This is a genomic window from Mesorhizobium sp. B2-6-2, from assembly GCF_006440615.1.
Taxonomy (GTDB): Bacteria; Pseudomonadota; Alphaproteobacteria; order Rhizobiales; family Rhizobiaceae; genus Mesorhizobium.
In genome coordinates, this window is the sequence record NZ_VFUG01000003.1 from 269351 (window position 1) to 282033 (window position 12683).

11 protein-coding genes and 1 tRNA gene are annotated in these 12683 nt (G+C 64.2%); 4 read left to right on the top strand and 8 right to left on the bottom strand.

What is annotated here, in order from left to right; genetic code table 11:
- Positions 1–83 precede the first annotated feature (83 nt).
- The gene (locus FJ419_RS09360; RefSeq protein ID WP_140690020.1) at positions 84–926 is read left to right on the top strand and encodes a hypothetical protein; all 843 of its coding nucleotides are present in this window, start codon (positions 84–86) and stop codon (positions 924–926) included.
- 127 nt (positions 927–1053) lie between these two features.
- Here the strand turns inward: FJ419_RS09360 and FJ419_RS09365 are convergent, their stop codons facing one another.
- The 8 genes from FJ419_RS09365 to FJ419_RS09400 form a co-directional block, all read right to left on the bottom strand.
- The gene (locus FJ419_RS09365; RefSeq protein ID WP_140690022.1) at positions 1054–2040 is read right to left on the bottom strand and encodes a lipid A biosynthesis lauroyl acyltransferase; all 987 of its coding nucleotides are present in this window, start codon (positions 2038–2040) and stop codon (positions 1054–1056) included.
- A 6-nt stretch (positions 2041–2046) separates the two neighbouring features.
- Positions 2047–3075, bottom strand: coding sequence for a zinc-binding dehydrogenase (locus FJ419_RS09370; RefSeq protein WP_140690024.1), 1029 nt, complete (start codon positions 3073–3075; stop codon positions 2047–2049).
- A 114-nt stretch (positions 3076–3189) separates the two neighbouring features.
- Positions 3190–4461: a beta-ketoacyl-ACP synthase gene (locus FJ419_RS09375; protein WP_140690033.1), complete on the bottom strand. Its 1272-nt coding sequence runs from the start codon at positions 4459–4461 to the stop codon at positions 3190–3192.
- Between the two features lie 78 nt (positions 4462–4539).
- Positions 4540–5727: a beta-ketoacyl-ACP synthase gene (locus FJ419_RS09380; protein WP_140690040.1), complete on the bottom strand. Its 1188-nt coding sequence runs from the start codon at positions 5725–5727 to the stop codon at positions 4540–4542.
- A gap of 55 nt (positions 5728–5782) precedes the next feature.
- Positions 5783–6064: an acyl carrier protein gene (locus tag FJ419_RS09385; protein ID WP_027167184.1), complete on the bottom strand. Its 282-nt coding sequence runs from the start codon at positions 6062–6064 to the stop codon at positions 5783–5785.
- 229 nt (positions 6065–6293) lie between these two features.
- On the bottom strand, positions 6294–7436 hold the full coding sequence (locus FJ419_RS09390; protein WP_140690045.1) for a slipin family protein: 1143 nt from the start codon (positions 7434–7436) through the stop codon (positions 6294–6296).
- Between the two features lie 363 nt (positions 7437–7799).
- A tRNA-Ile gene (locus FJ419_RS09395) sits at positions 7800–7865 on the bottom strand.
- 283 nt (positions 7866–8148) lie between these two features.
- Complete coding sequence (locus FJ419_RS09400) at positions 8149–8697, bottom strand: histidine phosphatase family protein (RefSeq protein ID WP_140690052.1); 549 nt, start codon at positions 8695–8697, stop codon at positions 8149–8151.
- A gap of 175 nt (positions 8698–8872) precedes the next feature.
- Here FJ419_RS09400 and FJ419_RS09405 point away from each other — a divergent pair, with 175 nt between their 5' ends.
- The 3 genes from FJ419_RS09405 to FJ419_RS09415 all read left to right on the top strand — a co-directional run bounded on the left by FJ419_RS09405 (position 8873) and on the right by FJ419_RS09415 (position 12661).
- Positions 8873–9823 (top strand): AEC family transporter, encoded by a 951-nt coding sequence (locus FJ419_RS09405; RefSeq protein WP_140690058.1) that lies wholly within the window; start codon positions 8873–8875, stop codon positions 9821–9823.
- Positions 9824–9993: 170 nt separating this feature from the next.
- A complete protein-coding gene (locus FJ419_RS09410; RefSeq protein ID WP_140690065.1) occupies positions 9994–11451 on the top strand; it encodes an NAD-dependent succinate-semialdehyde dehydrogenase in 1458 nt (485 codons plus the stop codon).
- Between the two features lie 184 nt (positions 11452–11635).
- Positions 11636–12661 carry an aldose epimerase family protein gene (locus tag FJ419_RS09415; protein WP_140690073.1) on the top strand — a complete coding sequence of 342 codons (1026 nt, stop codon included), beginning with the start codon at positions 11636–11638 and terminating at the stop codon, positions 12659–12661.
- The last annotated feature ends 22 nt before the right edge of the window (positions 12662–12683 follow it).

The following is a 12683-nucleotide window of genomic DNA, read 5'->3' on the forward strand; positions in this document are numbered from 1 at the left end:
GTTGATCCGCCGACAAAGCTGGCTTGGCCGATGCTGCAATGATAGGTGTGATGTGTTCATTGCAATGGCCTCGGGGGCTAAGCATGTATCGATTTTTTCTAGGCGCTGCGATCGCGGCGACAGCAACGCCGGCCTTCGCTGCGGACGCGCCGGTTGTTCTGGATCAGGAACTCGCACAGCCGCATATTTCGGGCTATGGCGAACTCTATCTCGGCGGTCTTTATTTTTCGGTTCCTGGCGATCATGAGACCGGTACCGGAGCCGGCGGCGCCGTTCGCGTCAATTTCCCGATCGATGCCCGCTGGAATATCCAGACCGATGCCGTCGTCGATTCGCTTTGGGTGCAGGGCACGAACATCTACAGCTTTGGCGGGGCCGTTCACGCCTACTGGCGCGACCCGGGTTCTTATGCGCTCGGCGGGTTTGCGACGCTCAATGGATATGGCGGCGACGAAGGTCTAAGCGACGCGAACCTCTATAGCTTCACCGTCGGCCCGGAAGCTCAGGCCTATTTCGGCAACGTGACCCTTTACGGTCAGATTTACTACGGTCAGCTGCGGGCAAGCGGCGAATCCGAACATTTCGACAACTGGGGCGGTCGCGGCGTGGTGCGCTTTTTTGCCCAAGACAACCTTCGCTTCGATGGTGAGCTCGGCTACTCGAGATTGTCAGCTGATGGCGGTCATCTCGACACTTTCACAGGCGCGCTGCAGGCGACATACCGGTTTTCTGGCACGCCTTGGTCCGTGTTTGGGCGCTATCAGTGGGACCACCTGACGGTATCCGGGGCTTCGGGCAGCGCGAACATCCACAAGTATGTCGCCGGCCTAAGGGCGAGCTTCGGCTCGGATACCCTGCTTTCCGAAGACCGCAATGGCGCTACCATGGACACGTACCGGCCGAACTTCGCGGTGCCGCTCTTCTGAGTTGCTTTGTGGGCCTGATCGCCAAGTCAATATCGAAGCCGCGAAGATTTGATCTTCGCGGCTTTTCCTTTTTTCCAAGTGGCGAAGCCCTCAAGGCATTTCCGGCCGGAAATGGCTGTTCGTAATCTCAGGAGGCGCCTTTTGCCTGTCCGCGCTTGCGGCGACGGCCGCTGATTTCCCAGCGCTTGTGGAACCACATCCACTGGCCGGGGTCCTCACGCACCCAGCGCTCGACCACATCGGCGAGCAGCTGGGTGGTGGCGCTGACGTCGACGCTGCCGCCTTCGGTGCGCGGCAAGGTCAGCCTGTCCTCGATTTCCAGGCGGAAGCGGTTGCCCGGCAGCCTGACGCAGCGGGCGGGATAGACATCGCAGTCGTAGTGGCGGGCCAGCATGCCGAGCATCGGATTGCTCTGGCATGGGCGGCCGAAGAAAGTCGTCTCCACGCCGCCCGAGAATTTCTGATCGACCAGCACGCCGATATTGCCGCCCTTTTCGAGGATGGCGGCAAGGGCGAAGGACGCGCCGGCGGCGGAGGGCAGCAGGGCGCCCATCGAGGAGCGGCGGGTCGAGTGGATGTAGTCGGCTAGATAGGGGTTGTTCGGCGGGCGAAACAGCGCGGTGATGTTCATGCCGAAGGTGGCCGCGGCCACCGGCAGCAACTCGAAATTGCCGAGATGGCCGGTGAACAGGATATGCGGCTTCGTCTCGCCGGCGATCTCGTGGAAATGTTCGACGCCGCCTACCTCGACCCGGCCGGGCTTCGAAGCGTTCGGATCGAAGTCGAACAGCGCGTCGAGGAAGATGTATTCGGCGGCGAGGCGGGCCATGTTGCCCCACATGTCGCGCGCGATGGCTTCGATCTCGGCGTCGCTCTTTTGCGGATAGGCAAGGCGCAGGTTGTTGACCGCAACGCGGTGGCGCCCGACCATCGGGCCGATGCGGCGGGCGACGCGGTCGGCGAAGTTGAGCGCGCTGTCCGGCGGCAGAAGGCGCAGCAGCGAGAGTAATACGATGGCGAGCTTGGCGACCAGCCAATGCTCCAGCTGGCGCAGCCGCCGGCCGTAGCGGAACATGAAGTCCCGGCGGGCTTTCCTGAACACTTTGCCGACCATCGTGTCTTAGGAAACGCGCAGGATGATCTTGCCGAAGACGTCGCGGCCTTCCATGCGCGTCAGCGCGGCGTCGATGTCGTCGAAGCCGACTTCCGTGTCGATAACCGGCGCAACGAGGCCGGCCGCCATCTTCTGCATGGCGTTGGCCATGTTCTCCATGCGGCAGCCGAAGGAGCCGAGCAGCTTCAGCTGCTGCTGGAACAGCTGCATCAGGTTGACCTGCGTCGACACGCCCGAGGTCGAGCCGCAGGTGACGAGACGGCCGCCGCGCTTCAAGCACAGCATGGAACCGGCGAAGGTGTCGGCACCGACATGCTCGAACACCACGTCGACGCCCTTCTTCCTGGTCAGCTTGCGCACGACGCCTTCGAAACGATCCTCGCGGTAGTTGATGACATGGTCGGCGCCAAGCGCCCTGGCCTTGTCGATCTTGTCGTTCGAGCCGACCGTGGTGATGACACTGCAGCCCATCTTCTTTGCGAGCTGGATGGCAGCGGAGCCGATCCCGGAGCCGCCGGCATGGACGAGGATGGTTTCGCCCGGTTCCAGCCTGGCGTTGTCGAACAGCATGTGCTCGACCGTGCCGAAGGTGACGGGCGCGACCGCCGCGCCGATCTCGGTGACGCCGGGAGGCGCGGGCACCAGAAGACGCGCCGGCAGGTTGATCTTTTCCTGGGCAAAGCCGTCGAGATGGAAGCCATGCACGCCTGAAACATGCTCGCACAGATTGTCGCGGCCTTCGCGGCAGGCGCGGCAGAGCCCGCAGGTGCGCGCGCCGTAGATCGACACCAATTGTCCCGGCAGCAAGTTGGAGACGCCCGGTCCAACCGCCTCGACCTCGCCGGCGGCCTCGGCGCCGACGACCAGCGGCAGCTTGCGCTTGGCAAACGCCATGCCGCGCCAGCCCCAGACGTCGATATGGTTGAGCGCCACCGCCTTGATGCGGAGCGTCACTTCGCCCAGCGAAGGCGGCGGGGGAGGCGCCAGGTCCACCGTTTCAAGGCGGCGGTCCTCGATAAGTTGCAATGCGCGCATGTGGCCTGTCGGGTTCTGATCAAAAGCGCGTTGCGCTTTAGTTCTTTGTTTTATGCATGTCGTCGCAAAACCGATTTTACTTTTGCACGACATGCATTGGCGGAAAAAGTCCGCTTAGACCGGTTCCCGCGCCATGACAAGGCAGGTGTTCTGGCCGCCGAAGCCGAAGGAATTCGACAAAACCGTGCCGACTTCGGCGTTGCGCTTCTTGTTCGGCACGACGTCGAGGACGATCGCCGGATCGGGATTGTCGTAATTGATCGTCGGCGGGATGACGCTTTCGCGCATGGTCATCAGCGAGAAGGCGGCCTCCACCGCGCCGGCGGCCGACAGGGTGTGGCCGATCATCGACTTGTTCGACGAGATCGGCATCGAGCCGATGCGCTCGCCGAAGACGGTGGACAGCGACAGGTGCTCCATCTTGTCGTTTTCAGGCGTCGAGGTGCCGTGCGCATTGACGTAGTCGATCTCGTCTTCGCCAAGGCCCGCATCGGCAAGAGCGGCGCGCACCGCCGCGATCGCCGGCGAGCCATCGGGCTTGGAGCGGGTGCGGTGAAAATCGTCGGCCTTTTCGCCGCAGCCGCGCATGACGCCGAGGATCGTCGCGCCGCGCGCAAGGGCGCCTTCCAGCGATTCCAGCACCAGCGCGCCGGAGCCTTCAGCCAGCACGAAGCCGTCGCGGTCCTTGGAAAAGGGCTTTGAGGCTTTTTCGGGGATATCATTGTGGGTGGAAAGGGCCGAGAGCAGCGAGAAGCGGATCAGCGCTTCGGCGGTGGCCGAGCCGTCGGCGCCGATCGACAGCGCCTTGTCGCACTCGCCGCGCCGGATCGCCTCGACCCCGAGCTGGATGGCGGTGGCGCCCGAGGCGCAGGCGGTCGACAGCGTGATCGGCAGGCCACGCGTGCCGAAACGGTCGGCCAGGCGATCGGCGATCGAGCCGAACTGCGTAGTCTCGAAGACATCCAGTTCCTTCAGCCCGCGCGCCACGCGCAGCAACCTTTCGGCACCGGCGTCCTGCTTGTCGGAATTATAAAGCGAGAAGCGGTCGATCCAGTCGAGCTCGACCGGCGGCGAGGCCAGGAACAGCGGGCCGCCGAAATCGCCGGACTCCAAACCAGCTTCCGAGACGGCCTCCTGAGCCGCCGTCTCGGCCAGTTCGTAGGTGAGGTGGCTGGCGCCCTTCGAGCTCGACGGCAGGAAGTCGACCATGCCGGAAATGCGTGTGTTGAGGTGGTCGACCGGAAAGCGGGTGATCGGATGGATGCCGGATCTGCCCGAGGTCAGCGCCGCCCAATTGTCGGCCTTGCCGACGCCGAGCGAGGTCACGACGCCGATACCGGTAACGGCGACGATCGGCCTGCCCATGTGATCGCGAAGATTGGCCATGCTTTGTCTGCCTCGTTATCGAGCAATTCCAGGAAAAGTGTGTAGCGGTTTTCCGCCCGGGAATTGCGAAAAACCGATCTAAGCGGCTTTAACCAGCCCCAGGCCCTCGAATTGGTGGTAGCCGATCGCGGTTGCAAGGACGGAATTGGGGACGCCTTCGAATGGGCGCTCCACCGTGGCATCGAAGGCAGGATAACCCGCCCCGCGGTCGACGGCCATTGCCGCGAGCGCAACCGCAAAGGGGAATTGAGCCTCCTTCATATGGCCGGTCAGCGTCGAGAAGGCGCGCACGGCCAAAGCCGGGTTGGCATCGAGAACGGCCTTTTCGGCCGCGGTGGCGGCATGGGCGCCGGAGGCGGCGGAAATCGTGAGCAGATCCCCGTCGGGAAGGGCGGCCTGCTTCAGCAGCGCAGCAATCTCTGAATTCAACTCGCCTTGCCGGCGCCTGGCGCGGCCGGAGACGACGGGGCCAAGCTCGGCGTAGATCTTGCGGCCTCGGTTCTTTGCGTGCTCGCGCTGCTCGAGCACCAGGAAGGCGCCGGCGGAGCCCGTGACCACGCCGCCGCCTTCTGAGCCCTGGCGTTGCCAGACCGGCTTCCACGGGCCGCGATGCAGGTAGCCGGCAAGCTCGTAGCCGAGCAGCATGTCGGAATGCTCGGTCTGGAAGGCGCCGCCGACCAGAACATGCGTCGACTGCCCCGAGCGAATGCGCGCCGCCGCCGTCTCGACGGCCGAGACGCCGGCGCCTTCCTCGCCCATGAAGGTGCGCGACGAACCGGTGACCTTGTGGACGATCGAGATGTTGCCGGCGAGCAGGTTGGAGAGCTGGGCCAGGAACAAAGTCGGCCGCAGTTCCGTGGTCAGCTTCTCGTTGAGCAGCACGTCGCGGTCGTTGCGGCTCTCGGAGGCAGCCAGGATCGCGGCATCGACCGCTTCGTCGCGCTCGCCGCCGCCGGCCGCCACCACCATGTCCATGGTGGCGCAAAGCTCGTCATTGCCCTTGATGCCGGCATCGTCGAGCGCCAGGCCGGCGGTGTAGGTGCCGAGACGCTGCCAGGTTTCCATCTGACGCTGGTCGCCGCGCTTGGCGATCTGCAGGTTCCAGTCGATCTCGGGCAGGGGATGGATGGTGTAGGGCGCGAAGCGCCCTGCCTCGAGCACCGGCTCAAGGCCCGGTCGGGTGAGCTTCTGCCAATGCGCATCAGGACCCTCTCCAAGCGAAGAGACAAGGCCGATGCCGGTGATGACGACGTCGTGAGAACTCATGGGCGGCTGTTGTGGGTCAGCTGGCGGGGCGCGTCAAGACCGCGCCCGAGCCGGCTCAGGCGGCCTTGGCCGCGACCAGCGCGTCGATCTTGGCGCACAGGTTCTTCATGACGAAGTAGTCGTCGGTCGAGGCCTTGCCGTCATTGACCTCCTGCGTCCACTTCTCGAGCGGCACCTTGATGCCGAATTCCTTGTCGATGGCAAAGACGATGTCGAGGAAATCGAGGCTGTCGATGCCGAGATCGTCGATCGTGTGGCTCTCGGGCGTGATGGTGTCGATATCGATCTCGCTGGTGTCGGCAATGATCTTGGCGACTTTCTCGAACGTGGTGGACAAGGGCTCTTCCTTCGGTTGCGGGCGGAATCTGTCCGCATCTTGTTTGGGCGCTGTCTAATCGGTTTTTCCCGGCAGGAAAAGGCCTGACGCGCCGGGGCAGATGGGATGTCGGCTTTGGGAACGCAAGAAGGGCCGCCGGCCTGCCCGGCGGCCCCTCCCATTTGACGCTGCGTCAGCTTTGTTTCGCATGCCGTCTTCCCAAAGCCGGAACCACTTTGGGCGACATGCATCAGTCGCGGAGCCTGACCAGGTCGTTGAGCAACCCGCCCGTCCCGTTGTGGACGGTGAGCCGCTCGACCTTGCCGGCGATGGCCTCGAGAGCCTCGAGCTCCTTCAGTCGCAGCATCACCGGGTTCTCGGCCATCACCTTGGCCGTGTTGAGAAGCGAACGGGTGGCGTTCGTCTCCTCGCGGCGGCGGATGACGTTGGCCTCGGCCTGCTTCTCGGCCGAAACCACCTGGTTGAGGATCTCGCGCATGTCACCCGGCAGGATCACATCCTTGAGAGCGATATCGCTGACCTCGACCCCGATCGCGGCCATGTCGTCGCGCACCTTGGCAGCCGCGTCCTCGTCGACCGTGACCTTCTTGTCGAGGATCTGGTCGAGCGTGAGCGCGCCAAGCGTCTTGCGGAAGGCATACTGCAGGGCGCGGTAGAGGGCTTCGGAGAAGTCCTTCACCGTGCTTACCGCCGTCACCGGATCGACGACCCGGTATTCGGCGGCGATGTTGACGCGGATCGTCACGCGATCCTTGGTCAGCATTTCCTGCCCGGCGACATCGAGCGACTGGCGCTTGACGTCGACGACCTTCACCTGGACCATGCGCCCGACATTCCAGAAGGCGTGCACACCCGCGGCAAGCGTGCGGGTGTAGACGCCATCCACGAACAGCAACCCGACCTGGCCGTCCACGACCGGATAGAGGAACACATGTTCCGTCTTCCGGGCCTGGCCGATCCGGCGCATCAAGGCCGGATCGACGGCGAGATCGGCCGCCGTGTCGACGGACGTGACCTTCCACGGGCCGGCATCCGTCCACAGCACGAGCTTGCGATCCGGGTTGAGCACGGCATGCAAGGCGCCGTCGCGCTCGACGACGGCGACATCGGTACGCCCGGTGCGGACGACGGTGAGATGACGCGCGGCCACATCCGGGAGCTTGTCGAACAACGCCTTCTCGTAAGCCGAAACGAATTCCGGGTTCTTCAGGTCGTGCCTGGAGATTTCCAGGTTGGCGCGCCGGTTGGCGAGCCAATGCTCGCCCGGCATCAGGATCGCCTGGATCTCACCCTTGTAGAGGGCGACGGCACGTTCATTTTCCTTCACGAGGACGCGCTGGCGTCCAAGAAGCTTTTCGAGAATGGTCTGCATTGTCTTACTCCTGTCGGGCATGGCCCCATGCGAGGCGTCACGTCATGCGTCGATCGTCCTTTCGTTTCTCGTCGTCGTACTTCATCTCCCGGGCACGAATGATCCGGAGACCGGTGGCATCGGCGCATGGCGGGCCTTCGGGAGCGGATCGCGGGGCGGCGAAGCGGGCGCCGGAAACCGAAGCTTCCTTTGCCGGCCGCGCCGCGCCTTGATCGTCACCGCGGGCCTGGCCGCGAGCCGATGGCGCAGGACATCGCCGCCCGGCGAGGCCGAAGCCTTGCCGTCCGTGAAGTCCCCGCATTCCGGTCCCCGGACCGTTTTCGAATAACACCGTAAAAGGGTGCCTTGGCTTGTCAGGCCAAATGGAGAAGGATTCGAACCTTCGGCCGTCAGATTATGAGTCTGATGCTCTACCCAACTGAGCTATCCGTGTCGTTGGGTGTGGGAATCGAACCCTGCCTCCGGACCAAATCCGGCGCTCTCCATGAGCTACACCCGCAAGTCCCAACACTCCGAAACGGCACCGTACACAGCGCGGCAAAGCCGACTGCGCGGGCGGAGGCGAAAGCTCCAAACCGCTGTGCTCGCTTCGGTTTTCGTGACCGGGAGCGCGCCTATAGACCCTGCGACGGGTTGTCGCAAGCGGCATTGTCGCGGCGGATTCGCGGCTTCTTCCAGGAGTTGTATTTCGGCAACACTAGCCGGCGACGCCTTAGAAGGTGACGCGTCCGAGCACCTTGAGACCATCACCGTCCGGCGCCACCACCACGGCCTCGCCCTCGCGCGGCGCGACGCCGGTGAGCGCCTCGATGTTTTCCACATGCGTGACCAGCACCAGATTGTCGGAGCCGGAATAGCCGCGGATCTCCTTGATGATCGCGGCCATCTGCGCGGCCTTTTCGGCCGGGTCGGTTTTGAGCAGGTCGAGCGGCGCGAAGGGCTGCGGCTCGGATTCGAAAGCGATGCGGGCAGTATCGAGGCAGCGGCAGTAGCGGCTGGAGAGCACGTGATCGATCGGCGCCGAGCGCGCCGCGAACAGCGCGCCGATGCGGCTTGCCTGCTGCTTGCCGCGCTCCGACAGGTTGAGCTGCGTGGCGCAATTGCCGATGTCGAAATTGGCCGGGTCGGCAGCTCCGGTGACGAAGGCATGGCGAAGCAGCACGACATGGCCGCCGTCGCGCAGCAACGCCCAGCCCGCGTCGGTCGCGTGGGCCAGGGTGGGAACGGCAAGCAGGAAGAGCGCCAGGGCAAGTCGCAGCATTCGGAAGTCCTATGACAGCCCGCAAAGGCAAGGTCGTGATTGGCATATAGGGACCGCAAAGCAGGCTGAAAGACAAGCAGCGGGGCAGCGGAGCAAATGGAGCGTGGTTCCGTTCGACGCGATTGCACCGCGATCGGGGCTCGCCTATCACGGGAAAAATGTCTCCGCCCAAGAAATGACTCCGCTCACCGAAACCGTTCTCTTCGTCTTCAGCCTTGTGGCGCTCGGCTATCTGACCGGGCTCACCTTCTATCTGAAGCCGGCGAGCGGGGAGGGCATTTCCGAATTCGCCGTCAGCGTGGCGATGCCGCTGCTGCTCTTCCGGACCATGGTCAAATCGGATTTCCATGGCGTCACGCCCTGGTCGCTGTGGGGCGCCTATTTTGCGGCGGCTGCCATCACATGGGCCGCGGGCCATCTGATGATGACGCGCGTCTTCAAGCGAGATGCACGCGCGGGCATCGTCGGTGGCGTGTCCTCGGCCTATTCCAACGTCGTGCTGCTCGGCGCGCCCTTCGTCCTCGGCATATTCGGCGCCAGCGGCTTCGAGGTGCTGTCGCTGCTGGTCTCGGTCCACCTGCCGATCATGATGATGGCCTCGATCGTGCTGTTCGAGATGTTCGGGCGCGGCAGCGGCGAGATGGTGCATCCGCTGCGCGTCGTCAAAAACTTCCTTAGGCGCCTGTTCCTCAATCCGCTGATCATCGGCATCCTGGTGGGGCTCGGCTGGCGCCTCACCGGCGCGCCGATGCCGGATCTCGTCGAACGGTTGGTCAACACGCTCGCCGACACGGCCGGTCCGGTGGCGCTGTTCGCCATGGGGCTCAGCCTGCGCCGCTTCGGCATCTCCGGCAATATCAGGCCGGCGCTGGCACTGTCGGCGCTGAAATTGTTCCTGATGCCGGCGCTGGTGCTGGCCTTCGTCTGGCTGCTCGGCCTGCCGCCGCTGACGGCCAAGGTCGCGGTGGTGGTTGCGGCACTGCCTTCGGGCATCAACTCCTATCTGATCGCCGTCCAGTTCAATACCGGCCAGGCGCTGGCCTCGAACCAGATGACGCTTGCCACCGCCAGCGCGGTGGCGACCACGTCGTTCTGGCTGACGGTGGTGATCCACGTCTTCGGATAGAGCCGCTGAACGCGGCTCGCTTTTGCTGGCCTAACCCCTATATGCCATCTTGTGATTGCTTGCCCGCCTTTCCCTAGGTAAGAGCAATGCGCCGGCGTGCGGCTCTTGAAGCACGCTCCAACGGATATCCAGAAAAACGGCCGATCAGCGCGCCGAACGGAGGCCAGACCATGCTTCAGAAAACCAGCCATTTCATGCGCCAGGCCAATCTCATCAATGGTGAATGGGTGCAGGCCGACAGCGGCCAGACCATCGACGTCAACAATCCGGCGACCGGCCTCAAGATCGGCACCGTGCCTAAGGCTGGCAAGGCCGAGACCCGCCGGGCCATCGAGGCAGCGGAGGAAGCCTTCAAGGGCTGGCGCAAGACCACCGCGCTCGAGCGCTCGAAGCTCCTGCGCAAGTTGCATGACGCGATGATGGACAATCAGGATGTGCTGGCCGAGCTCTTGACCATCGAGCAGGGCAAGTCGCTTAGCGAATCCAAGGGCGAGATCGGCTCGGCCGCCAGCTACATCCTGTGGTTCGCCGAGGAAGGCCGCCGCGTCTATGGCGACATCGTGCCGTCGCCATGGGGCGACCGCCGTATCCTGGTGACCAAGGAGCCGGTGGGCGTCATTGCAGCCATCACGCCGTGGAATTTCCCGTCCTCGATGCTTGCCCGCAAGATCGGCCCGGCTTTGGCCGCCGGCTGCACCGCGGTGGTCAAGCCCGCCTCGCAGACGCCCTATTCGGGCCTCGCCTGGGGCGCGCTGGCCGAGGAGGTCGGCTTCCCGAAGGGGGTCGTCAACATCCTGACCGGCTCGGCCGGCGAGATCGGCGACGAGATCTGCGCCAACCCGCTGGTCAAGAAGATCACCTTCACCGGCTCGACCGAAGTCGGCAAGATCCTGATCCAGAAGTCGGCCGCGACGGTCAAGAAAGTGTCGATGGAGCTCGGCGGCAACGCACCGTTCCTGGTCTTCGACGACGCCGATGTCGAGCGCGCCGTCGCCGGCGCCATCACGGCCAAGTACCGCAATTCCGGCCAGACCTGCGTGTGCACCAACCGCTTCCTCGTGCAGGCCGGCATCTACGACAAGTTCGTCGAGAAGCTGGCTGCCGCCAGCAACAACCTCAAGGTCGGCTCGGGCCTTGAGGAAGGCGTGCAGCAGGGGCCGCTGATCGACGAGAAGGCGGTCGAGAAGGTCGAGGAATTCATCGCCGACGCGACGTCGAAGGGCGGCAAGGTGGTCGCCGGCGGCAAGCGCCATGCACTCGGCGGCTCGTTCTTCCAGCCGACCGTGATTGCCGGCGCCACGCCGAACATGCGCTTCATGAAGGAAGAGATTTTTGGGCCGATCGCGCCCGTGTTCAAGTTCGAGACCGAGGAAGAGGCGGTCGCCTTGGCCAATGACACCGAATTCGGCCTCGCCGCCTATTTCTACACCGGCGATCTCGGCCGCGCCTTCCGGGTGATGGAAGGCCTGAAATACGGCATGGTCGGCGTCAATGAAGGCCTGATCACCACGCCCGAGGCGCCGTTCGGCGGCGTCAAGGAATCCGGTCTCGGCCGCGAAGGCGGGCATCAGGGCATCGAGGACTATCTCGACACCAAATATGCCTGCTTCGGCGGCCTCGGGCTCTGATATCGATCCCCGGAACAGGGCAGGCGCCCGGAGCAGCCCACCGTTTCAGAAAAACGGTGGACTGCTCTTTGGCTTTGTTTTGGCGCAAAACCGCTGCGCACTTTTCCTGGAATTGCTTTAGCCTGCCCTTGCCGGATGATGCGCAGCCGGCCTAAATCCACGGATCGGAAACGACATTTCGGGCATGGCGATGAAAGACGGCGAGGTCTTCGGCACGACGCAGGCGGGCGAGGCCGTGCGCCGCTTCACCATCCGCGGCGGCGGCATCACGGCCAACATCATCGGGCTCGGCGCCATCATCCAGGACCTCAGGCTGAGCGGCCATGACGCACCGCTGGTGCTGGGCTACGACCGCTTCGAGCCCTACGAGACCGACCGCGCCTTCTTTGGCGCCGTCGTCGGCCGCTTCGCCAACCGCATCGGCGGCGGCCGCTTCACCATCGCCGGCAACCGCTTCCAGACTGAGCAGAATTTTCTCGGCAAGCACACGCTGCATGGCGGCTCGGAAGGCTTTTTCCGCCGGCCATGGACCGTCTCGCTGCATGGCCGCGATTTCGTAACGCTGACGCTGCACGATCCGGACGGCGCGATGGGCTTTCCCGGCGCGCTCGACGTCACCTGCACCTACCGGCTGAAGATCCCAGGCACGCTCAGCATGGAGCTGACCGCGACCTGCGAGGAGCCGACGCTCTGCAACCTCGCGCAGCATTCCTATTTCAATCTCGACGATGGCGGCGCGGGGGACATCCTCGATCACCGGCTGATGCTCAACGCCGGCGCCTACACGCCGGTCGATGACGAGATGATCCCCACAGGTGTGGTGAAGCCGGTTGACGGCACGCCCTACGATTTCCGGCAGGCGCGGCCGCTGCGCATGGAAATGGAAGGCGAGCAGCTTCGCTACGACCTGAATTACTGCCTGGCCTCCAGCCGCGGGCCGCTGCACCAGGCTGCTTGGGTGCAAGGCGCCAATTCCGGCGTCGAGATGGAAGTCTGGACCACCGAACCGGGACTGCAGCTCTATAGCGGTCAGTTCGTCGCGCCGACATCGCCGGGTCTCGACGGCCGCCGCTACAAGGCTTTTTCAGGCCTCTGCCTCGAAGCGCAGACATGGCCGGACGCGCCGAACCGGCCTTATTTCCCGCAGGCGACGCTGTGGCCCGGGCAGATCTATCATCAGGTGACGGAATATCGGTTCCGCTTGCCCTAAAGTTTACCGATTTTGAAGTGAT

Excerpts from the sequence above, each read along its gene's own strand:
- FJ419_RS09360 (WP_140690020.1), top strand. The coding sequence starts at position 84 with ATGTATCGATTTTTTCTAGGCGCTGCGATCGCGGCGACAGCAACGCCG.
- FJ419_RS09365 (WP_140690022.1), bottom strand. The coding sequence starts at position 2,040 with ATGGTCGGCAAAGTGTTCAGGAAAGCCCGCCGGGACTTCATGTTCCGC.
- FJ419_RS09370 (WP_140690024.1), bottom strand. The coding sequence starts at position 3,075 with ATGCGCGCATTGCAACTTATCGAGGACCGCCGCCTTGAAACGGTGGAC.
- FJ419_RS09375 (WP_140690033.1), bottom strand. The coding sequence starts at position 4,461 with ATGGCCAATCTTCGCGATCACATGGGCAGGCCGATCGTCGCCGTTACC.
- FJ419_RS09380 (WP_140690040.1), bottom strand. The coding sequence starts at position 5,727 with ATGAGTTCTCACGACGTCGTCATCACCGGCATCGGCCTTGTCTCTTCG.
- FJ419_RS09390 (WP_140690045.1), bottom strand. The coding sequence starts at position 7,436 with ATGCAGACCATTCTCGAAAAGCTTCTTGGACGCCAGCGCGTCCTCGTG.
- FJ419_RS09400 (WP_140690052.1), bottom strand. The coding sequence starts at position 8,697 with ATGCTGCGACTTGCCCTGGCGCTCTTCCTGCTTGCCGTTCCCACCCTG.
- FJ419_RS09405 (WP_140690058.1), top strand. The coding sequence starts at position 8,873 with ATGACTCCGCTCACCGAAACCGTTCTCTTCGTCTTCAGCCTTGTGGCG.
- FJ419_RS09410 (WP_140690065.1), top strand. The coding sequence starts at position 9,994 with ATGCTTCAGAAAACCAGCCATTTCATGCGCCAGGCCAATCTCATCAAT.
- FJ419_RS09415 (WP_140690073.1), top strand. The coding sequence starts at position 11,636 with ATGGCGATGAAAGACGGCGAGGTCTTCGGCACGACGCAGGCGGGCGAG.